Genomic DNA, 21,883 nt, shown 5'->3' on the forward strand with positions numbered 1-21,883 from the left:
CATCCGCGGACTGGCGCGGAGCGTCGTACCGCGCATCCGCGGACTGGCGCGGAGCGTCGTACCGCGCATCCGCGGACTGGCGCGGAGCGTCGTACCGCGCATCCGCGGACTGGCGCGGAGCGTCGTACTGCGCATCCGCGGACTGGTGCGGGGTGGGCTGAGCGGTCCAATGGGTCTGCTCAGGGGCGGGCGGCGGCGTTGCGGACGGCTGGGCGGCAGGCTGCTCGGAAGCCGGCGGTTGGGCGGTGGCGGACGACGTGCCCGTGGGGTGCTGATGTGGTGTGGGGGTCGGCTGGTGCTGGCTGTTCATGTGCTGCTCGTACCGCTGCGCCGGAGTCAGCGGAACCGACTGAACTTGCGCCTGTGTCTCGCCCGGCTGCACCCCACGTCCCTCCGCGGTTTGCTGCCCCGAGGCCTGGTCGGACTCAGCGGCAGCCGGCTGGGCAGGTGCCTGCTGGACGGGTGCCGGCTGGACGGGTACCGGCTGGACGGGTGCCGGCTGGGTGGGTGCGGGTTGGCTGGGTGCGGGCTGGGTAGGTGATTGGCGGGGTGGGGGTGGAGTCCGGCGCGGAGGTCCGGGCTGGGACTGGGCCTCCAGGACAGCGCGGGCCTCGGCCTGCAAGCGGGCGTACTCGTCGGCGGCGGCCTGGCTGGTGCGTGGGAGTTCGCTGGTCTCCGGCTCGTCGTCCGGCTCTCCGATCAACTGCTCACCGGACGCTCCACCGGATACCTGCGGGCCGCTTCGCTCGCCGGTCTGCTCACCGCGATCGTCGGCGCCACCGCGGGGCGGCGTAGCTGCAGCCGGAACGGACGCCCCAACGGCGTCCGCCGCAGTAGGCGCCGCCCCGGGCGCGCTGCTCGGCGTACCGGCGTCGTCCGGCGCACCCGCGGCAGGGGTGGAGTCCATCGGAGCCTCGGATGCGGCGCCACCGGGCTGACCAGCCGCAGGCTCGGCGGCCGAGGGTTCAGCGGCCGAGGACACAGTTGCGGAGGACACAGTTGCGGAGGACACAGTTGCGGGGGGCTCAGCTGCGGAGTGCTCAGGGGCGGAGGGCTCAGGGGCGGAGGGCTCGGGGGTGGTGGGTTCGGGGAAGTCGCCGCCGACCAGGATGGGTGGTTGGGTGCCCGTGTCGTCGAAGTCGGCCGGGTCGTAGGACGTGGAGGTGAAGCCGCGCCCGTCCGGCGCCTCGACGATGGGGGCGACGGCGCGCTCGAGGTCGGCGATGCGGCGGTCGCGTTCGGCGACTTCCTTGGCGACGCGTTCGAGCAGCGTGTCGACCTCGTCCATCCGGTAGCCGCGCAGCCCGACGGCGAACCGCGCGGACTCGATGTCGGTCGACGTGAGCGCCTGCCGCGCGGGCACGGTCATGTCGGGCCGGTCGTCGTACGCCGTACTCATGGCACCCCAACGACCCGAGGCCACTACCGCGACAGCCCCGATCAACAGCACCACGATCAGCCCGAAGAACCACATCACGGGACCGATCGTGCCATGCCGGGCGAGTCAACCGCGAAAACCCCCGCTGCCAACCCGCCTCGACCCCCGCTTCCGGCCCCCGCTTCAGGTCCCGATCCAGGTCCCGATCCAGGTCCCGTCGTCAGCTCCCGTCGGAGCCGAGCCGGTGCGCGCGGCGGGCCGGGTCGTTGGCGGCGTCGACCTCGCGGGCGGCGGCCTCGGCGGCTTCCTCCGCGGCCTCGTCGGCGAGTTCCCCGGACTTGACGATGTAGCTGATCGCCTCGTCGACGTCGTCGGTGACGATGAACATCTCCAGGTCGGCGGGCGAGATCTTCCCGTCCTCGAGCATCGTGGTCCGCAGCCAGTCGACCAGCCCGCCCCAGTACGACGTCCCGAACAGCACCACCGGGAACGACGTGACCTTCCGCGTCTGCGCCAGCGTGAGCGCCTCGAACATCTCGTCCAGCGTGCCGAACCCGCCGGGCATCACCACGAAGCCCTGTGCGTACTTCACGAACATCGTCTTCCGGGTGAAGAAGTACCGGAAGTTCATTCCGATGTCGACCCACTCGTTCAGGCCGTTCTCGAAGGGCAGTTCGATGCCGAGCCCGACCGACACGCCGCCGGCCTCGGAGGCGCCCTTGTTCGCGGCCTCCATCACACCCGGCCCGCCGCCGGTGATCACGGCGTACCCGGCACCGACCAGTTTCCGGCCGAACTCCTCGGCGGCGGCGTACATCGGGTCGTCGGCCTTGGTCCGGGCGGACCCGAACACGCTGATCGCGGCGCCGAGCTCGGCCAGCATGCCGAACCCCTCGATGAACTCCGACTGGATCCGCAGCACCCGCCACGGATCGGTGTGCACCCAGTCCGACGGCCCGCGGCTGTCCAGCAGCCGCTGCTCGGACGTGGACTGCTGCACCTGCTTGCGCCGCATCACGATCGGCCCGCGCTGCTGCTGGCCGACCGGACGGTCGGGGTGGATCGACGGTTCTGACATACCCCCAGGCTATGGCCTGGGCGGTAACCCGGCGGGTTCAGACGCGATCCGTCAACCAAGTCCTCAGCTGCTGTTCACACAGTTCGATCTCGGCCTCGGGCACGAACTCGTCCTGCTTGTGCGCGTACAGCGGGTCACCGGGGCCGTAGTTCACCGCCGGTACGCCGAGCATCGTGAACCGCGCCACGTCGGTCCAGCCGAACTTCGGCTGCGGCTCCCCGCCCACCACCTGCAGGAACGCCGCCGCGGCCGGCCGCTCCAGCCCGGGCAGCCCACCCGGTGCGGAATCCGTGACGGTAACGTCGTACCCGTCGAAGACCTCCCGCAGATGTGCCTCGGCCTCCTCCTCGGAGCGGTTCGGCGCGAACCGGTAGTTGATCGACACCGTGCACAGATCCGGTACGACGTTGCCGGCGACACCGCCCGTGATCGCGACCGCGTTCAGCCCTTCGCGGTACTCGAGGCCGTCGATCACGACCCGGCGCGGTGTGTACGCCGCCAGCCGCGCGAGCACCTCGCCCGCGGCGTGGATCGCATTGCTGCCCATCCACGAGCGGGCCGAATGCGCGCGTTCGCCGCGGGTGGTGACGTCGATCCGCATGGTGCCCTGGCAGCCCGCCTCGACGACCGCGTTGGACGGCTCCATCACGACCGCGAACACGCCCTCGAGCAGCTCGGGGTTGGAGCGGGTGAGCTTGAACAGCCCGTTCCGCTCGGCCTCGATCTCCTCGCAGTCGTAGAACACATAGCTGACGTCGCGGTTCGGCTCCTGGAGAGTGGCGGCGAGCCGGAGCGCGACCGCGACACCGCCCTTCATGTCGCAGGCGCCGAGGCCGTGGATCAGCCCGTCGGCGCGGCGGGCGGGCAGGTTGTCGTTGAGCGGCACCGTGTCCAGATGCCCGGCGAGGACGACCCGCTCGGCCCGGCCGAGGTCGGTCCGCGCGACGACGGTGTTGCCGTGCCGGAACACCTTCAGGTGCGGGTACGCCGAGAGCGCCTTCTCCACCTTGTCCGCGAGCTTCTCCTCGGTCCCGCTGACCGATGAGATGTTGACCAGCGCCTCGGTCAGGTCGCAGGCGCTTGCGGTCAGGTCGAGCTTCATGAGGCCTCCGGGGGCAGGAAGACGCAGAATTCGTTGCCCTCGGGGTCGGCGCAGACCTGCCAGCCGATCCCGTCGTCCTTGGGCCGCAGCAGTGTCGCACCCGCTTCGAGCACCGGCTGCAGCGCGGGGGCGGTGACGTCCCAGTGGATCCGGTTCTTCACCGTCTTCGGCTCGGGGACCGGGTTGAAGACCCAGTACCGAAACGGCATCCCGGGCACGTTCTCCAGCCACCAGTAGCCGACGCCGTCACGGTGCGACACATCGCCGCCGACCACACCCGCCCACCACCGAGCCTGGCCCTCCGGGTCGGCCGAGTCGACGATCAGCTCCATCAACCGGTACGCCGGAACCGTGTCGCGGACGAAGCCGCAGAACTCGCCGCCCTCCGGATCCGACAGAACCGTCCACTGCTGCTCCGCGGACTCCGGCACCCGCACCTTCGCCCCGATCCGCTCGAGGTCGGCGATGCGGGCCGCGATGACGTCGAAATGGACCCGGTTCTTGACGGTCTTCGGCTCGGGGACCTTGCACAGCCAGATGGACTTCTCGGGGACATCGCCGACCAGCACGTTCGGGTTGTCCGCCGGGACCGTCAGGCCGATCACCCGCCCCCAGAACGCCGCCGTCTCGCTCGCCGACGAGACGTCGACACACAAGTCCTTGAACCGGGCGATCGTCATACACCCCAGGCTATCCGGAGCGAGCTATCCGGCGGTGTGCCTGCGATAGTGGCGATTCACGCGCTCGCGGTTGCCGCACTTCGGTGAGCACCACTGCTGGCGCGGATCGTCCTGCAGGAAGTACTTCACACACCGCGCCGCCGGGCACGCGCGCAATCGCCGACGGTCCGGGCTCGTCAGGAACTCGATCGTGGAGCGGCCAATCGCGCCGATCAGCAGGACGACTGGGTCCTCGGTGCGCGGAGTGCGCCGTACAACGGGGTCAGCCGCGTCGTCGGGCCAGGCGAGGTGCTCGGGGCCGAGGCGATCGGCCGCGCGATTCACGATCCGGAGCGCTTCGTCGACCGGCAGCAGGCGGTTCGCGTCGGCCTTGCTGGGCGGCTCGGGCGCGACGGCGCGCGCGAACAACGCCCGGACCGCCCGCCGCATCCGCACCAACTCGAGCAGCACCCGCTCGCTGGGAAACAAATCGTCACCTGCCACCCATTTCTTTCCCAGCGAGCGATCGATGAGCTCGGCGTTCGTCGTCAGCCAGGCGGCGGCGTCGGACTCGGTGGACAGCAGGTCGGCGACGCCGCCGTGGCCGTCGTGCTTGATCGTCGCGGCCAGGGCCATGGCCAGGGTGGTCATGGATCGATACTAATGGGATATTCAGTTGATGCCATGTGAATTGATCGCCTAGGGTCGGCCACCGTGACCGACCTTCGCACCCGGCTGCGCGCCGTACCGACCCTGACCGGCACTCCCCCGCCGTGGGACCTCTCGCAAAGGCCCGCGACGCCACAAGCCTTGTTCGTCGAGTGGTTGTCGCTCGCCATCGAGCAGGACGTACCGGAAGCGTGCGCGATGACGCTGTCCACGGTCCGCGCGGACGGGCGACCGAATGCTCGCGTCCTGATCCTGAAGAACGTCACCAGCGACGGCTGGCAGTTCGCGTCGTCGTCGACCAGCCGCAAGGGGCAGGAGCTCGCGCAGTCGCCGTACGCCGCGCTCACCTTCTACTGGATTCCGCTCGGCCGGCAGGTGCGCGTACTGGGCCGGGTCGAGCCGGCGCCCGCGGAGGAGTGCGCGCAGGACTTCCTGATGCGTCCGCCCGGGTCGCGGGCCGAGGCGTTGGTCGGGCGCCAGAGCGCCGTACTCGCGGACCGCGCCGAGATCGACGTCGCGGTGCAGGAACAAGCCGACCGGATCGCCGCCGACCCCGAACTGGTCGCGCCGCACTGGACGCTCTACACGGTGCGCGCCGACGAGGTGGAGTTCTGGCAGGCCGATCAGGAACGACGGCACCTGCGGCTGCGGTACCGACTGGATAACGAATGGACCAAGGAGCTGCTGTGGCCCTGAACGAAGTACGCGCGACCGCCGAGCGACTGCTCGCCCTGACCGCTGACCTCGACGACGCCGCGGCGCGCGGTGACTCGGTGCTGCCGGAGTGGTCCCGCGGGCATGTGATCACGCATGTCGCCGGCTTCTCCGAGGCGATGACGCGCCAGGTCGAGGAGGCGCTGCAGGGGCGCCTCGTCGAGGTGTACGACGGTGGACGCCCGGCGCGCGATGACGCGATCGAGGCCGGCGCCGATCGGTCCGCGGTGGAACTGCGTCAGCACCTGGGCCAGGCGATCGGCCGGCTGCTCGCCGCGTGGGACAAGGTCGGGCCGGACGACTGGTCGCGGCCGATACTGCACCGCAACAGCAACCTGTCCGCGGGGTTGCAGGCGACGTGGCGCGAGCTCACCGTCCACACCACAGATGTCGACCTGGGCGACACCCCAGCCACCTGGTCCGACGGCTTCTGCCGCCACCTCCTCGACTTCCTCCGCCCGAGAACCCCGGAGAACATCCACCTCGTCCTCGAGTCCCCCACCGTCACCTGGACCAACGGCACCGGCACCGAGGTCCTGCTCGAAGGCACCCTGCAATCCCTCACCGCCTGGTACGCCGGCCGCCCCACCCCCTCACCCGTCACGGGCGCCACGCCGGAGCTCCTGCCCTGGCCATAGCGGGCGGACCCCCACCACCTAACCTCACCCAGGGCCACCACAACCGCCGTCGCCAAGCGCAAACCCGACGAGAGTCCGCTGCTTACTGAGTGGCCCACGTCCGCCGACCACGGTCAACCGCGCGGGGCCGCCGGCGGATTGTCCCCGCCGGCGACCCCGCGACCTCAGCTGACCGTGAAGTCGTCGACCTGGATCCAGGTGTCTTTGTCCGGGCCGTTGAAGCCTGCGTAGACGGTCAGTTCGTGGACGTTCGGCGGGACCGTGACCGTGACCTCGTGGTGGACGTAGCCGGTGCCGGCGCCGAAGGTCTTCGTGGCGAGGTCCGCGCTGCCGGAGCGGACGCCGAAGCGGCCCTGGCCGGCGGGGAGGTTGGCGGAGGCGTTGACCCAGCCGCCGAAGGTGTACGTCGTACCGGGGACCACTGGGACCGTTTGATACAACGCGCTCCAACCGGTGCACGTACACCGGATCCAGCCGTTGTTCGCACCGGAATGCGCGAACCCGAGCCCACGGTCCACACCGTTCGCCGCAGTGCCTTCGAAGAGCCACGCCGGCTTCCCGCCACCGGTCCCCTCGAAGCCACCGTCCGCGAGCTGCGACACGTACTTCACGGCGAGCTCGGACACCGTGGTGAAGGACCGCGTACCACCCGGCAACCCGATCACCCGCACCCCGTCGGTCTCCTGCACCGGGAAGGTGATCGTGTACGTCGTATTCGCACCGGCCGACGCATCACCCGGGTACGCCGGCGACACGGTCTGCGAGCCGACCTCGACCCACGCGCCGTCCCGCTTCACCTGCACCCGCGGCCGACCCGTGAAGTACCCACCCTCCGCCGACGCCGCACCGGAGGTGAACTCGACGTTGTTCACCTTCCGCTTCGCCGGCCACTCGTACCCCCACCACGAGGCGCCCTTCACCTCGTCGTCGAAATCGGACTCACTGCCGGACTTCGCCCCGTCGTTCAGCAGCGCGAGGCTGCCGGACTGTGTCGACTTGGAGATCGCGACCGCACCGGTCGACGGAGCGGCCAGGTTGTCCGGCCCCGGCAGGTTCGCGGCCGGTGCGTCCGCGGACGGTGTCAGCACCAGCTTGCGCAGGTTGAAGTTGTAGACCGACGTCCCGATCCCGCCGCCACCGCACGGGCACACGTTCGCCTGGACGTACATCGTCTTCCCGTCCGGCTGCACGAACTTCGACGGGATCGTCACGCCGTACCCGCCGTACTTCGAGGTCGACCACGGATACCCGCCGAAGTCCTTGCTCAGGAAGTGCTTCCACGGGCCCCACGGCGTCGGCGACTCGTAGAACTCGAAGGTGTACTCCGTCCACGACGTGTAGACGTAGCGCTGCTGCTTCTCCAGGTATGTGACACCACCCTGGCTGATCACGCTCAGGTTGGACGCGTTCGTCCCGTACGTCTGCGCGTACAGCCGCCGTGGGTCGGTCAGCACCGGCTTGCGGTCGGCGAGCTTCGGCGACCACCCGCTCCCGGTGTAGAACTTCCACGCCGCGCGGTCCTGCACCTTGTTCTTCGGCACCCGCGCCAGGTACACCGACTGCGGATCCGCGACCGTGTCGTCGAACGAGTCGCGCCAGTTCCCGTCCAGGCCGTACGCGTACACGTACCCGTCCGGCGCCAGCGCCCCGCCGCGGCCGAAGTCCGCGAACCAGATCGTCGTGAAGACGTGGTCGGAGAACATCGGCCTCTTCTTGTCCCAGGTCCACGTTCGCCCGTGGTCGGTGGACTTCAGGATCGTCGCGGCCGGTACGTCGTTGAAGTCCAGCGCGAGGTCCTGAACCGCGAGGTAGAGCGTGTCACCGACACACACCATCCCGGTGGGTTTGCGGTTGTACCCGCCGCCGGACCAGATCGACCCGACCTGGTCGCCCTTCGAGATCGTTGCCCCGGACAAGTTCCCCGGCGTGCCGGTGATCTCGTTGACCGCGATGTCGGCGAAGTCCCCGTCCAGGCTGAACCCCTTGCCGTCACCGTTCGCGGCGTACAGCTTGTCGTTCCCGGCCCAGCACGACGGCCACAGGTCGCCGTCGCTCTGACTGGGCACGCCCTTCGACTCGACCTGCGCCGTACCGACGGCGGTCGACGTCGCAGCAGCCGGCTGCGGACTCGAGCTCGATCCGCCGAGAAGTGTCGCCGTTCCGAACACCAACGGCAGGACAGCCAGCAAAGCCCCACGCCTCATGACGCTATCCCTTCAGGGTCTGGTACCAGTACGCGACCGACGACCAGTCGTCGCTGCGCTTGTTGGCGTGCCCGTGCTCGATGGTCACGCGAATACTGCGGAAGAACGTGATCGGATCCTCGATGTGGAAGCGGTACAGCGAGATCTCGCCGCTCCAGTTCGGTCCGCCCGGCAAGGTGATCCCGTGGTACGGCGCCGAGTACGCCTCGCTCGGGCACCACGCGGTGTTGAAGTAGTCCTCGGTTCCGGTACCGTGCAGCGACGGCGGGAACGGTTCGCCGTCGATGAAGATCATGTCGTCGCCCTCGCCGTACCAGTTCCACTCCGCGGATTCGCGCAGGTTGCGGATGCTGACCACGCACCCGACGTAGTGGCCCTTGCCCTCGGTGTCGAGGACGACGTAGTTGCCGTCACCGGTGCGGTTCGTGCCCTCGACCTGGTACTCACGCAACGACGAAGATCCCTGCGGTACGCCGTCGGTCGGCGACTGCCGGTTGTACGACGCGTGGAAGTACCCGAGCCCGTCCTGGACGCCGTCGAACAGCTCGTAGTCGATGTAGTAGTAGAAGAACACCGGTGCCGCGGACAGCTCGGAGATCAGCTCCACGCGAGCGCGCCCCGCGAAGGGCATGTGGAACCAGCAGTTGAACCCCTTGCCGTCCTGCGGGCTCATCTGCAGCGGGGCACTGACGAAGTTCACCGTCCTTCCGTGCCCGACGCCGAAGAAGTCCCCGAGCGGCACCAGCACGCTCGGCTCGGTCGAGTCCTCCCAGGTGATGCGCAGGATCAGCTTGCGCAGGTAGTCCCCGTCGACCTCGTCGGGACCCCACGGGCTGTCCCGCGCCACCGTGCACCAGATGTGGTTGATCGACCCCGGTCCCTCAAGGTCGGCCAGTACGGCGGTCTCCCCAGGACGGATCGTCAACCGGTCGTCGTTGCCGCCGGTCCGGTCCCAGCTGGAGGCCCTGCGCCGTTTGGAGTCGCGCAGCCGGGGCAAATCGCGCAGGCTGCTGCCGTAATTGCCGTACATACAAGCCTTTCAGCTACTTGAGGCCGGTGGTCTTCATCGCATCCACCAGCCGTTTCTGGCCGGCCACGAAGACCACGACGGTCGGGATGGCCGCGATCACGGCGGCCGCGAGGATCAGGTTCCACGCGGAGGCGTACTGCCCCTGCATGCCGGAGACGCCGAGCTGGATCACCCGCAGATCCGGGTTCCGGGTGATGGTCAACGGCCAGAGGAAGGCGTTCCAGTTGGCCAGGAAGAACAGCACCGACAGCGAGGCGAGCACCGGCCGGCTGAGCGGCAGGATGACGCTCCAGTACCGCCGCCAGTACCCGCAGCCGTCGAGGTCGGCGGCCTCCTCCAGCTCCCGCGGGATGTTCAGGTAGTACTGCCGGAGCAGGAAGATCCCGAATGCGTGGAAGATGCTCGGCACGATCAGGCCGGCGTAACTGTCCAACAGCCCCAGCTGTTTCGCGACCAGGAAGAGCGGGACCAGGATCACCGGCAGCGACACGAGCAGCGTCGACATGATGCCGGAGAAGATGATCCCGCGGCCGGGGAACCGCAGGCGGGCGAGCGCGTACGCCGCCATCGAGTGGAAGAACAGTGCGATCACGGTGACCGTGACGGCCACGATCGCCGAGTTCAGCATGAACCGCGGCATCGGGATCTTCAGCAGCACGTACTGCAGGTTGTCCAGCGTCCAGTGCCGCGGCCAGCCGAAGTCGAACACTTCCTCGGCGGGCTTCAGCGCGCTGATCACGATCCACAGCAGCGGCGCGACCGCGATGATCGCCAGCACGTGGGCCAGGATCGGGAAGAACCTAATCCTCATCGAAGCGACCTCCTCGGGTGAAGCCGAACATCAGGCCGGTACAGACGACCAGGATCGCGACCACCACGGTCGTCAGCGCGGCGGCGTACCCCATGTTGTTGAAGGTGAAGGCCTGCTCGTAGATGTAGAGCACGACGGTGCTGGTCGCGCGCGCCGGACCGCCTTTGGTCAGCACGAACACCAGGTCGAACGCCTGCAGTCCGGTGACCGCTCCGATCGTCGAGTTCACCACGACGAAGAAGCTGGTCGGCCGGAGCAGCGGCCAGATCACGTACCGGAACCGTTGCCAGGCGCCCGCACCGTCGATCGACGCGGCGTCCTCGAGTTCCTTCGGGACGTCCTTGAGGCCGGCCAGGAAGACCAGCATCTGATAACCCATCAGGAACCAGACGCTGATCACCACATAGGTGCCGAGGGCAAGCGACGGCGTACCCAGGAACGACACGTCGCCGAGGCCGAGCGGCGCCAGCAGTTTGGACAGTGCGCCACGCTTGTCGACGAGCAGGAACTGCCAGATCAGACCGACGACAACCAGGCTGACCACGTTCGGCAGGAAGAACGCCGAGCGCACCCAGCCGATGCCCTTGAAGTGGTTGCGGACCAGCATCGCCAGCGCGAAACTCACCACGAACGCGATCGGCACGAACGTCACCACGTACGTCGCGGTGACCTTGAGCGAGGCCCACAACTGGTCGTCGCCGGCCATCAGCTTGTAGTTGGCCAGACCGACGTACTGGTAGTTGCCGAAGCCGTCGACCTTGAAGAACGCGACCCCGAAGGCGAGCACCATCGGGATCGCCACGAAGATCAGCAGACCGAGGGTGTCCGGCGCGAGGAAGGCGTACGCCGCCAGCGCCTCGCGCCGTTTCCTGGTCAGACCTGCCTTCGGCCGCGAGCCTTCGGGAGCCCGGGCCCGCTCGGACGGAGGAGCTGTTGTGGTCACCATCAGCTGATCGGCGCGCCCTGGTAGGTCTTCAGGAACGTGTCGATCTTCTCGGCCGCGTCGGCCGCCGCCTTGGCCGGATCGGCCGCGTTCAACTGGCAGGCCTGGATCGCGTCCGCGATCGGCTGGTACACCTCCGGTGGGAACCGCGGCTCCGGCCGTCCGGTCGGCGCGATCTCGGCGACGAACTTCTTCAGCACGCCCTCACCGAAGGTGCCCTTCGCATCGACCGCCGCCTGCACCGACTTGCGCGGCGGCACGTTGGTCTTGACGACCGTGTTCCACTGCCGCTGCCGCTCGACACCGGCCTCGTCGGTCGACCCGAGCGCCCAGGCGATGAACTTCGCCGCGGCCTCCGGGTTCGCGCCCTTCGAGTTCGCGACGAACGCCCAGCCGCCGAGGTCGGTGGCCGGCTTCCCACCGTCCGGCGTCGGGTGCGGGATGATGCCGTACTTGAAGTTCTTCGCCTTCGCGCGCATGTCCGCGACCGCCCAGATGCCGCTCTGCTGCATGGCGGCCGCACCGGACCCGAGGTTGGAGACCACGTCGCCGCCACCGTCGCCGAGCGCCTTGCGCGGCGCCACCTTGCTCTTGATCGAGTCGCCCCAGAACTTCAGTGCCTGCACCGCGGCGGGTGAGTCGAAAGCACACTTGCCGTCCTTGATCGCGTTGCCGTCGCCCTGCCACAGGAACGGGTACCAGGTGAAGTTCTGGTAGTAGCCGGGCGTGGTCTCGAACATCACGCCGTACCGCTTGCCGTTGGTGAGTTTCTCCGCGACGGCGAGCGTCTGGTCCCAGGTCTTCGGCAGGTCGGCCTCGGACAGGCCCGCGCTCTCGAACGCGGCCTCGCTGTAGTACATCGCGAGCGGCTCGATCTCCATCGGCAGGCCGTACACCTTGCCGTCGACGCTGCGCGCCTCGAGCAGGCCGGGCAGGTAGTCGTTCTTCGCCTCGTCCGGCAACGCGGACCCGAGGTCCTGCAGCACGCCGCCGTTGTAGTAGCGCAGGAAGTCGCCGGGGCTGATCAGGAAGATGTCCGGGCCCTGGCCGGACTGGAAGGCGGTCTGCAGCGTGGTCCCGTTCAGGTAGTCCTTGCCGGGGATGTACCGCAACTTGACCTTGACGTCGTTGTTCTTGTTCCACTCCGCGACGGTGTCGACGAACCACTTGCTCTGCGGTCCTTGGTCGTCGGACGGTCCGTAGAAGTTCCAGAACGACAACTCCTTGGCGTTGCCGCCGGAGGAGTTGCCGCCACAGGCGGACAGCAGCGGGACGCCGGCCGCGGACGCGGCGAGGGCGCCGAGTCCGCCACGTAGGACGGACCGCCGGCTGAGCTGCCTGGCAGGGGACGGTGTTGCGGCCATCAGGTGCTCCTGGGGTGTCTCGAACGGCCTTGCCGTGGGCTTCGAGGGGCAATCGATTTCTCGCAATCTACGAGCCGGGTCCGGGCCGGTCAAGAGTCAGCACGGTGACGATGTGGTCAATCGGGGCAAATTTCCTCGTAGGCACAGGGGTTTCGACCTGGGTGCAGACGTTGACACGTCCGGACCGCACTGCCTAATCTGCGGAAATCGATTTCTGAGATGAGAGGCGCTGGGATGCCAGTTGTGCCGAACCGTGCGTCCGCCCACCGCACGGCCGACGAGCTGTCCAGAGACCTGGTGGCACGGGGGCTGCAGGCGGCGCGGGATGCCATCGAGACCGAAGCCGCGGCCGTGTCGGCGCTCGCCGACCGGCTCGACGGAGTGTTCCTGGAGGTGCTGACCGCGGTCGCCCGGTGCGAAGGTCACCTGGTGGTGACCGGCCTCGGCAAGTCCGGCCTGGTCGGCCGCAAGATCGCCGCGACGCTCGCCAGCACCGGGACACCGGCAACCTTCGTCCACGCTGGCGACGCGCTGCACGGTGACTCCGGCGCGGTGACCCCTCGCGACCTCGTCCTGGCCTTGTCGGCCTCCGGCGAGACGGCGGAGGTGTGCGCGTTCGCCCGGATGCTGCGACAGCGCGACATTCCGGTGATCGCGATGACCGGGCGCGAGCAGTCGACGCTGGCCCAGCTGGCGACGTACACGCTCGACACGATGGTGCTGCGCGAGGCGGATCCGTTGAACCTGGCGCCGACCGCGTCGACGACGGCCGCGCTCGCGATGGGTGACGCGCTCGCCTGCGCCCTCGTCGTCCTGCGCGAGTTCAGTCATCACGACTTCGCGAGGTTCCATCCGTCCGGTGCCCTGGGCAAGCGTCTCCAGGGGGACAACGTATGACGGACGTGTGCGTGCTGGGGTCGTTCATGAAGGACCTGGTCGCCTCGGCGGAGCGGCGGCCGTTGCCGGGCGAGACCTTGCACGGCACCGGGTTCGCGGAGTTCCTCGGCGGCAAGGGCGTGAACCAGGCGATCGCCGCGGCCCGGATGGGTGCGCGGACGGCAATCGTCGGCACGATCGGCGAGGACCGGTACGGCGAGGAGTTCCTGGAGCTGCTGTCCGGCAACGGGGTCGACACGTCCTGGGTCGTCCGGCACCCGTCGCTCGGCACCGGCGTGGGATTGCCCTTGGTACTCCCGGACGGCGGCAACTCGATCATCATCGTGTCCCGCGCGAACGCCGCGATCAGCGCCACGGAGGTCGAAGCCGCGCGGGACGTTCTGACCTCGAGCAAGGTGGTGAGCGTGCAGCTCGAACTGCCGGTCGAGGCGAGTCAGGTCGCCCTCCGGCTCGCTGCGGCCGCCGGCGTCACCACGATCCTCACGCCGGCCCCGGTCGGTCCGGTCGCCCCGGCACTGGCGCCGTACGTCGACATCCTGGTGCCGAACGAGGTGGAAGCGGCCGCGCTCACCGGGCTGAACTGCGACGACGAGTCGCAGGTGCCGATGATCGCGCGCAAACTCGCCGAGGACTGGGACCTGCGTGCCTGCGTGGTGACGCTGGGCGCCCGGGGTGCGTACGTGCTCGACCGCGCCGGCGGCTTCGAGGAGCGGATCGCCGCGCACGAGGTCGACACCGTGGACACCGTCGGGGCCGGCGACGCCTTCTGCGGATCGCTGGCCGCGTCGCTCGCGGACGGTGCGAGCCTGGTGGACGCCGTCCGGCTGGCCAACGCGGCAGGGGCGCTCTCGACCACGGTGAACGGCGCGGCCGACTCGGCTCCGTCGCACGCCGAAGCCCTGGCACTCCTCGAAGGCGCAATCTCGGGATCATGAGATCCTTTGGCGTGGATCGGGGCTAAAGTGCGATCCAGACGACCATCGGATCTCCAGCGGGGAGCGGGCATGACGACGATCTACGACGTCGCGCGTAGGTCGGGTGTGTCACCGGCGACGGTTTCCCGGGTGCTCAGCGGCCGGCGGAACGTGGACCCGGAGCTGTCCGCGAAGGTCCGCGCCGCGGTCGCCGAGCTCGGCTACCGTCCGAACGGCGTCGCGCGAAACCTGCGCAAGTCGTCGACCAACCTGTGGGCCGTGGTCATCTCCGACATCGAGAACCCGTTCTTCACCTCGCTGGTCCGCGGTCTCGAGGACGTCGCGCAGACCGAGGGGTACCACGTCGTGCTCTGCAACTCCGACGAGGACGCGGCGAAGGAGGCGGCGTACGCGTCGGCGGTGCTGACCGACCAGATGGCCGGCGTGGTGATCTCCCCGACGTCCACCGCCGAGGGTGTTCATCTGCTCGCGGGCGCGAAGATCCCGATGGTGATGATCGACCGCCGGGTCGAGGGCGTCGAGGCCGACACCGTGCTGGTCGACAACGAGCACGGCGCCTTTGAGGCCGTCAAGCACTTGATCGACGGCGGGTACCGGCGGATCGCCTGTATCACCGGTCCGCGGAAGGTCTCCACCGCGATGGACCGCCTCGCCGGGTACCGGTCGGCGCTGCGCGCGGGCGGCATCCGCTACGACAAGGACCTGGTCCGGCACGCCGACTTCCGTGAGGCCGGCGGGTACGCCGCGATGGAGAGCCTGCTCGAGCTGGACGATCCGCCCGAGGCGTTGTTCGCCACCAACAACCTGATGACGGTCGGCGCGCTCGAATGCCTGGCGCGCAAGGGTCTGCGGGCGCCCGACGACATCGCGATCGTCGGTTTCGACGACATCCCCTGGGCCGATCTCGTCGTCCCCAGCCTGACCACGGTCGCGCAGCCGACGTACGAGCTCGGCCGGACGGCGGGCATGCTGCTGAAGGACCGCACCGCGTCCCCGGGGCGTCCGCCGTCCACGGTCACGCTGCGCACCGAGCTGCACATCCGCGCCACGTCCGCCCCCAAGAACGCCCCCAAGAACGCACCGAGGAAGTAGTCGGGCGGGCTGTGCACCAGGAGCGGATGTCAACGTTGACATTACACTGGGCCGATGGCGAGTGAACCTCCGCGGCGGCCGCGGCTCGAGGACGTGGCGGCCGTCACGGGCGTCAGCATCAAGACGGTGTCGCGCGCCCTGCGCGGTGACCCCAAGGTGCGCGAGTCGACCCGGCAGCGGATCGTGGCCGAGGCCGACCGGCTCGGCGTGCACGTGAACGACGTGGCCGCCGGGCTGCGCCGGAAGAACCAGGCGATGACGTCGATCGGCGTCACCCTGGGCGACTGCACCAACCCGTTCTTCGCGCCGATGCTGCGCGGCATCCACTCGGTCGCATCCGAGCGCGGGTACCTGGTGCTGACCGCCGACGCTCAGAACGATCCCGAACTCGAGCGCCGGGCGATCCGTTCGTTCTTCGCGCACCGGGTCGCCGGGCTGATCATCGCTCCGGTCGGCAACGACCTCGGCTACCTGGCCAACGAAGCCCGGTTCGGGTCCGCGATCGTGTTCGTCGACTCCCCTCCCCCGGGTCTCGGCGAATCGATGGACTCGGTGACGACGACCAACGCCGCCAGCACCCGCGCCGGGATCGAACACCTGCTCGCGAAGGGCCGCCGGCGGATCGCGTATCTCGGCCATCCACGCAGCGGCAGCGGCGCCCTGGAGCGCTGGGCCGGGTACGTCGCCGCGCTCGAAGCCGCCGGCCTGACCGTGGATCCCGGCCTGGTCCGAGACAACCTGGTCAGCGAGGAGGACGGTCGTCGCGCTGCCGAGGACCTGCTGGAATCGGCCGAGCCGGACGCGGTGTTCGTCGACAACAACCGCCTGTGCACCGGCCTGTTGCAGTCCGGCGGCTACGCCCGGCGGCGCCCGGACGTGGTGAGCTTCGACCGCTTCGAACTGGCCGCCGCGTTCGGTATCTCGGTGATCGACAGCGATCCGTACGACGTCGGCCGAGCCGGCGCCCAACTGCTCTTCGACCGCCTCGCCGACCCGACCCGCGCACCCCAGCGCCTGGAGGTCCCCGCCCGCCTGATCGTCAACGGCACCGCGACGTACTGACGGGCGAGGAGCCGGCTACCCGGCGATCAGCTTGTTGATTCCGGCAACCATCTCGTCGATGCCGGCCTTCAGGTCCTTCTTGCCGCCGAGCGCCGGGTTCCAGCTGGAACGGGATCGGGGGGGAGGAACGCACGGTTGGTACTCCCTCACTGAGTGACAGCAACGAGTGCGAAGCGACTTCGATAATGTCAACGTTGACACAGCCTTGTCAACGTTGACATTTCTGCCTAGGGTCCGTGCGGTGAGCACCCTTTCCCGCCGTACTTTCCTGCGCTCCAACGTCGCTCTGGCCACCGGTCTGGGCGTCTCCGCCGCGCTGCCGGCGCAGTCCTGGTCGTCCCCCGCCGACCTCACCGCACCCGCTGCCGGCCCCTCGTCCGGCGCCACGACACGTCCGCTGTCGGCCACGCCGGCCGACGAGTGGACGGCTCTGTTCGACCGCCGCTCCGGCTGGATCGGCGCGGACGGGATCTACTCCGTACCGCTCGACGGCCGCGACGGGCTCGCCGCCGCGACGCCGCAGTCCCGGACCGCGTTCATCTTCAGCGACACCCGCATCGGCACCGTCGACCCGAACACGCTGACCTACCAGCAGACCGGATTCCTCAACAACTCCTCCGCCGTCCTCACCGGCAACCGCCCGGACCCGGACCGCGCCACTTTCGTCATCCCGGAGAAGGGTGCCTTTGGCAACGGGTTCTGGATGAACGACGGGATCGCGATCGGCGACACCCTGTACGCCACCGGCTTCGCCCCGGACGCGAACTGGAACGCGGACCGCGTCGACCTGATCGCCGTCCCGATCGTGAACGGTGTCCCCGACTACGCCGCCGTACGCCGGACCGAGGACGTCAACCTGCTGGTCCGCAACGACACGTTCATCGTGATGTTCGGCGTCGGCCTGACGCCCGGCGCGGACGGCTACGTGTACGCCTACGGTTACCGCAACACGCTCCTCGACGGCCACAAGGACCTCGTCGTCGCGCGCGTCCGCCGCGAGCAGTTCGCCGACCTGACGGCGTGGCGGTTCTGGAGCGGTACGGCGTGGAGCCCGGACATCACGGTCAGCGTGGACGACGCCGCCGTACTGCATCCCGATGTGTCCACCGAGCTCAGCGTCACGCCGATCCCGACCGGACGGTACGCCGGAAAGTACCTGCTGGTGTACCTGCGCAACGTGAACTCGACCGGTCTGGAGTACGCGGTCGGCGACTCACCGATCGGACCGTTCTCCCCCGGGGTGCGGTTCTACAACTGCCCGGATCCGTACATCTATCAGGCACAGACCGCGGGCAACACGTACTGCTACAACGCGAAGGCGCACCCGAGTCTGTCCGAGCCGGGCCGGCTGCTGATCAGCTACAACGTCAACCGGTTCGCGAACGATCCGGTGACGACGGAGATCTACCGCCCGCGGTTCGTCTGGCTCGACCTGTCCCGCCTGGCCGACCGGCCGAACACCCCGCGAGCAACCACCGACGTCGCCGCTGTCCACGACCGCACCGGCAGCAACCGCGTCGTGCTCGACCTCGGCGGACTGCGCACGGTCTCGGGCTACCGGATCAAGCACGCCGGTTACCAGAGTGGCCAGACTGCCCTCAACACCAGGGATTTCACGATCGAGACCGCACAGCGCGCCACCGGACCCTGGCGATCGGTGGACGTTGTCCGCGGCAACGTCGAGAACCTCACCCAGCGACACTTCGGCGCCCCGGTCCGGGCGCGGTACTTGCGGCTGTCCGTGCAGCGGCCGACCCAATCGGACGACACCACGACGCGCGTCGTGGAGTTCGCGGCAGTGGCCGACGTACGGTCCGAAGTACCGGATCTAGCGCAGTATCGACCGGCGCACGCCGACGCCGCGAACGACACCGTCCGCAACGTCACCGACCCGGCCGCCGGCCTGTGGGTCAACGACTCGGGGCACACGATCACCTCGGTCTCGGTGGACCTCGGTACCGACCGGACGATCGGCCGGTACGTCGTCGAGCATGCCGGTGCGGCCGACCTGAACACGCGGGACTTCCTGCTGCAGTCCAGCGACAACGACAAGCTGTGGACCACGCGGGACAGCGTCAACGGCAACACGTCGGCCACCACCGACCGGACCGTGACTTCGTTCACGGCCCGGTACGTGCGTCTGGTCGTCACCAAACCGGTCGACGACACCGTCCCCGCGAAGACCACCCGACTCCGCGCTCTGAAGGTGTACCCGGCCTGATCAGCGCAACAACTCGACCTGGGCGAGACCGGCGCGACCGGAGAACGTCAGCCGATAGTGCCGGTACTCGCCCGGGTTCGAGATGACGAACGGCCGCAACTGCCGGGTCCAACCGAAGACCTGGTGGGAGCGTTCGTCGAGCAGCGCCCACGTGGTGCCGTCGACGGACGCCTCCAACTGCCACCCGGCCGGCGGCGTCTCGGAGCCTGACGTCAGCGTGTAGAGCGTCGCCGTCGCCGCATCGGGCAAGGACCACTCGACGACCTGGTCGACGACGGTCTCCGTGGCGGACGTGTCGTCGAACAACGGGTTGCCCGCGTCGACCGGGATGAGGTCGACCAGCGGCGCCGGTACGGCGTCGCCGGTGGTGAGGCCGGGCGGCAGCTCCAGCGTCGCCCAGTCGGACGGCTCCGCGCCGAGCGTGAAGTCGAGGTGATCCGCCGACGTCAGCGCCTCGTGCGTGATGGATGCCACCGGCAACTGCTTGCCGTCGACCTGAACGTCGTGCACATAAGGACTTTCGGCGCCGGACGCGGTGATCGTCAGCGGCCGGCCGCCGAGCGGCGCGACGACCGTCCGGGTGAACAGCGGCGAACCGATCGCGTACTCCGGGGCGCCGACGCGCAGCGGGTACAGCCCGAGCGCGGCGAACAGGTACCACGCGGACATCTCGCCGTTGTCCTCGTCACCCGGGTACCCCTGGCCGATCTGCTCGCCGACATACAACCGGTCGAGGACCTCACGCACGATCGCCTGCGTCTTGGCCGGTGCGCCGGCGTAGTTGTACATCCAGGCGATGTGGTGCGCGGGCTGGTTGGAGAAGCCGAACTGTCCCATCCGGACCGCCCGCGCCTCGAGCATCTCGTGGATGATCGAGGAGTAGGTGCCCTGCTTCACCGCGAGCTCGGGGGTGCTGAAGAACGCGTCGAGCTTCGCCTCCAGGCCGCGCGGACCGCCGTACAGGTTCGCCAGGCCGCGCGGGTCGTGGGCGACATGGAACGCGAAGTTCCAGCCGTCGGTCTCGGTGAAGTCGCCGCCCCACTCCTCCGGGTCGAACTCCGCCGGCGTCTTCGCGAACGTCCCGTCCGGCCGGCGGCCCTGGAAGAAGTTGATCGCGTCGTCGAACAGCAGCACGTAGTTCAGCGACCGGCGGCGCAGGTACTCCGCTTCCTCGAGCAGCTGATCGCGCCGCTCGGGGAACTGATCGGCCAGCCGGGTCGCCAGTTCTGCGAGGCCGAAGTCGTTCAGGTACGCCTCGAGCGACCAGGACACGCTCTCCTCGGTGTCCGTGCTCACGTAGCCGGCGTAGAACCCGGTCTCGACACCCTTCCGCCCGACCTCGGTCGCCTCCGGCGCGACGGTCGCGTTGCGCAGCCCGGCGTCGTACGTCGCCAGCGGATCCGGCAACGGCACGCCCTTGAGGTAGGCATCCGCGAACGACACGTCGGAGCTGGTCCCGGTCATGCAGTCCGCGTACCCGGGCGAGGACCAGCGCGCGATCCAGCCGCCGTCACGGTACTGCTGCACGAACCCGTCGACGAGCTCGGCGGCCAGCTCCGGGTAGAAGAACGCGTACGCCGGCCACGCGGTGCGGTACGTGTCCCAGAAGCCGCTGTTCACGTACATCTTGCCGCTCCGGACGACCGCGTTGGTCTCGCGGTCGGTCGCCTCACCCTGGACCGGCTGGACCGGGCTCGCGTAGCGGTACTCCGGGGCGTCGGCGGTGCCCGCGTTCTCGAAGTGGGAGTTCGGGTAGAGGTTCAGCCGGTACAGGTTGCCGTACACGGTCCGCAGCTGCGGCGGGGTCGCGCCCTCGGGCCGGATGACCGCGAGCCGCTCGTTCCAGATCGCGTTCGCGGCGGCGCGGACCTCTTCGAGAGTGCGGCCTTCCAGCTCGAGTTCCAGGTTGTGGCGGGCCTGGTCGACGCCGATGAACGACGTGGCGATCCGCAGCGTCACCTCGGCGACGTCGAACGTCGCGGCGCGGGCGTTGCTCCGGCCGCCGGTCGTCGTACCGAAGGACGTCGGCGCGGCGGAGAACACTCCGTAGCAGTACATCCGGGTACGGCCGTCCTCCGAGCCGTTCTCGACCCAGCCGGTGACCGCGGTCCCGTCGAAGGCGAAGGCGCCGTTCTCGTCGATCGTGTCGAAGACCAGGTGCTGTCCAGGGGCGTCGGACGGGAACCTGAAGCGGAAGATCGCGCCGTGGTCGGTCGGAGCCAGCTCGGCGCGGACGCCGTTCGCCAGGCCGACCGCGTAGAAGTCGGGGCGGGCGATCTCGTCGTCGTGGCTGAACGCGGCCGCGCGCTCGGCCGGATCGCCGAGCGGCTCAGCGGCGGCGACCGGCATGATCGTCAGCTGGTCGCGGTCACCCATCCACGGACTCGGCTGATGCGAGAACGTCAAACCCTGCAGCTCGGGGAGATTGTCGGCGTTGTTGGCCCGGTGGTACTCGTACGGCCAGCGGTGCGTCGAGGCGTCGGTGACCGGCGTGACGAAGTTGAATCCGTTCGGCCAGGCGGTGATCGGCAGCGTGTTGCCGCGCGAGAAACCGTGGCTGGCATTGGTCCCGCGGCGCGTGTCGACGTACTCGGTGAGGTCGTCGCCGTTCGGCTCGGGCGGCGTCGGGCCGACCTCGATGTCGTCGATCCACCCGGCGAAGTCGTGTCCGGCCTCGGGCGCGTCGACGACAAGCAGTACCTGCGCGATCGTGCGGCCGGCAGCTGCGGTCAAGTCGATCTGGACGTCGTTCCACTGGTTCGCGTACAGGATCTTGGCGGCGCCTTGCCCCGCGGCGTTCGCGGGCTTGCCGTACTGGTCGCGGGCGCCCTCGAGTCGCGATCCGTCGGCGAAGACAAGCTCGACGGCCGCGTACGTCGCCGAGTACGTCAGCGCCTCGTCCAGCTCGGGATAGATCTTGTAGCGCAGACGATCACCCGCGTCGACGACCCGAGCGATGGTTGGCAGTTCCACCTCCTGCCGTCCGCCGCTCGTCCCGGAGTACCGGGTTCCGTCCACCGCGCTGAACCCCGCCCGCGGGCTGGTCGGTCCGGCTGGGCCACCACCAGTCTCGATCCTCACGCCGG

19 protein-coding genes are annotated in these 21,883 nt (G+C 69.1%); 7 read left to right on the forward strand and 12 right to left on the reverse strand.

The window, feature by feature from the left end:
* The 5 genes from AB0B82_RS22070 to AB0B82_RS22090 all read right to left on the reverse strand — a co-directional run.
* The coding region (locus AB0B82_RS22070) for a DivIVA domain-containing protein (RefSeq protein ID WP_360171429.1) at positions 1 to 1,474 on the reverse strand (1,474 nt) is incomplete at its 3' end.
* Between the two features lie 124 nt (positions 1,475 to 1,598).
* Complete coding sequence (locus AB0B82_RS22075; protein WP_360171432.1) at positions 1,599 to 2,456, reverse strand: TIGR00730 family Rossman fold protein; 858 nt, start codon at positions 2,454 to 2,456, stop codon at positions 1,599 to 1,601.
* Between the two features lie 37 nt (positions 2,457 to 2,493).
* On the reverse strand, positions 2,494 to 3,558 hold the full coding sequence (gene dapE, locus AB0B82_RS22080; RefSeq protein ID WP_360171435.1) for a succinyl-diaminopimelate desuccinylase: 1,065 nt from the start codon (positions 3,556 to 3,558) through the stop codon (positions 2,494 to 2,496).
* Positions 3,555 to 4,238, reverse strand: a complete 684-nt coding sequence (locus tag AB0B82_RS22085; RefSeq protein ID WP_360171438.1) for a VOC family protein — start codon at positions 4,236 to 4,238, stop codon at positions 3,555 to 3,557. Before AB0B82_RS22085 ends, dapE begins: the two co-directional genes overlap by 4 nt.
* A 24-nt stretch (positions 4,239 to 4,262) precedes the next feature.
* Entirely contained in the window at positions 4,263 to 4,868 is a 606-nt protein-coding gene (locus AB0B82_RS22090; RefSeq protein WP_360171441.1) for a CGNR zinc finger domain-containing protein, read from the reverse strand.
* A 63-nt stretch (positions 4,869 to 4,931) separates the two neighbouring features.
* Here AB0B82_RS22090 and AB0B82_RS22095 point away from each other — a divergent pair, with 63 nt between their 5' ends.
* Together AB0B82_RS22095 and AB0B82_RS22100 are read left to right on the forward strand one after the other, a co-directional pair.
* Positions 4,932 to 5,582: a pyridoxal 5'-phosphate synthase gene (locus AB0B82_RS22095; RefSeq protein WP_360171444.1), complete on the forward strand. Its 651-nt coding sequence runs from the start codon at positions 4,932 to 4,934 to the stop codon at positions 5,580 to 5,582.
* Positions 5,573 to 6,238, forward strand: a complete 666-nt coding sequence (locus AB0B82_RS22100; RefSeq protein WP_360171447.1) for a maleylpyruvate isomerase family mycothiol-dependent enzyme — start codon at positions 5,573 to 5,575, stop codon at positions 6,236 to 6,238. The genes AB0B82_RS22095 and AB0B82_RS22100 overlap by 10 nt, the downstream gene beginning before the upstream one ends.
* A 164-nt stretch (positions 6,239 to 6,402) precedes the next feature.
* Here the strand turns inward: AB0B82_RS22100 and AB0B82_RS22105 are convergent, their stop codons facing one another.
* The 5 genes from AB0B82_RS22105 to AB0B82_RS22125 are packed head-to-tail and all read right to left on the reverse strand — an operon-like array spanning position 6,403 to position 12,590.
* Positions 6,403 to 8,442, reverse strand: coding sequence for a DUF4185 domain-containing protein (locus AB0B82_RS22105; RefSeq protein WP_360171450.1), 2,040 nt, complete (start codon positions 8,440 to 8,442; stop codon positions 6,403 to 6,405).
* A 4-nt stretch (positions 8,443 to 8,446) separates the two neighbouring features.
* On the reverse strand, positions 8,447 to 9,472 hold the full coding sequence (locus AB0B82_RS22110) for a glycoside hydrolase family 172 protein (RefSeq protein WP_360171453.1): 1,026 nt from the start codon (positions 9,470 to 9,472) through the stop codon (positions 8,447 to 8,449).
* Positions 9,473 to 9,485: 13 nt separating this feature from the next.
* A complete protein-coding gene (locus AB0B82_RS22115) occupies positions 9,486 to 10,283 on the reverse strand; it encodes a carbohydrate ABC transporter permease (protein ID WP_360171456.1) in 798 nt (265 codons plus the stop codon).
* Positions 10,273 to 11,229 (reverse strand): sugar ABC transporter permease, encoded by a 957-nt coding sequence (locus tag AB0B82_RS22120; protein ID WP_360171459.1) that lies wholly within the window; start codon positions 11,227 to 11,229, stop codon positions 10,273 to 10,275. Before AB0B82_RS22120 ends, AB0B82_RS22115 begins: the two co-directional genes overlap by 11 nt.
* Entirely contained in the window at positions 11,229 to 12,590 is a 1,362-nt protein-coding gene (locus AB0B82_RS22125) for a sugar ABC transporter substrate-binding protein (protein ID WP_360171462.1), read from the reverse strand. The genes AB0B82_RS22120 and AB0B82_RS22125 overlap by 1 nt, the downstream gene beginning before the upstream one ends.
* 234 nt (positions 12,591 to 12,824) lie before the next feature.
* On the opposite strand from AB0B82_RS22125, the gene AB0B82_RS22130 reads away from it, so the two are divergent.
* The 4 genes from AB0B82_RS22130 to AB0B82_RS22145 all read left to right on the forward strand — a co-directional run bounded on the left by AB0B82_RS22130 (position 12,825) and on the right by AB0B82_RS22145 (position 16,576).
* The gene (locus tag AB0B82_RS22130) at positions 12,825 to 13,487 is read left to right on the forward strand and encodes an SIS domain-containing protein (RefSeq protein ID WP_360171465.1); all 663 of its coding nucleotides are present in this window, start codon (positions 12,825 to 12,827) and stop codon (positions 13,485 to 13,487) included.
* Positions 13,484 to 14,422 (forward strand): ribokinase, encoded by a 939-nt coding sequence (locus tag AB0B82_RS22135; protein ID WP_360171468.1) that lies wholly within the window; start codon positions 13,484 to 13,486, stop codon positions 14,420 to 14,422. Before AB0B82_RS22130 ends, AB0B82_RS22135 begins: the two co-directional genes overlap by 4 nt.
* A 69-nt stretch (positions 14,423 to 14,491) precedes the next feature.
* On the forward strand, positions 14,492 to 15,514 hold the full coding sequence (locus AB0B82_RS22140; protein WP_360171471.1) for a LacI family DNA-binding transcriptional regulator: 1,023 nt from the start codon (positions 14,492 to 14,494) through the stop codon (positions 15,512 to 15,514).
* Between the two features lie 54 nt (positions 15,515 to 15,568).
* On the forward strand, positions 15,569 to 16,576 hold the full coding sequence (locus tag AB0B82_RS22145) for a LacI family DNA-binding transcriptional regulator (protein WP_360171474.1): 1,008 nt from the start codon (positions 15,569 to 15,571) through the stop codon (positions 16,574 to 16,576).
* A gap of 15 nt (positions 16,577 to 16,591) precedes the next feature.
* Here AB0B82_RS22145 and AB0B82_RS22150 read toward each other — a convergent pair whose 3' ends face one another.
* Positions 16,592 to 16,726: a hypothetical protein gene (locus tag AB0B82_RS22150; protein WP_360171477.1), complete on the reverse strand. Its 135-nt coding sequence runs from the start codon at positions 16,724 to 16,726 to the stop codon at positions 16,592 to 16,594.
* A gap of 91 nt (positions 16,727 to 16,817) precedes the next feature.
* Here AB0B82_RS22150 and AB0B82_RS22155 point away from each other — a divergent pair, with 91 nt between their 5' ends.
* On the forward strand, positions 16,818 to 18,797 hold the full coding sequence (locus tag AB0B82_RS22155; protein ID WP_360171480.1) for a discoidin domain-containing protein: 1,980 nt from the start codon (positions 16,818 to 16,820) through the stop codon (positions 18,795 to 18,797).
* On the opposite strand, the gene AB0B82_RS22160 is transcribed toward AB0B82_RS22155, so the two are convergent.
* Positions 18,798 to 21,878: a GH92 family glycosyl hydrolase gene (locus AB0B82_RS22160; RefSeq protein WP_360171483.1), complete on the reverse strand. Its 3,081-nt coding sequence runs from the start codon at positions 21,876 to 21,878 to the stop codon at positions 18,798 to 18,800.
* Between the last annotated feature and the right edge of the window lie 5 nt (positions 21,879 to 21,883).

This window comes from Kribbella sp. NPDC048915 (genome assembly GCF_040649595.1).
Classification (GTDB): Bacteria; Actinomycetota; Actinomycetes; order Propionibacteriales; family Kribbellaceae; genus Kribbella.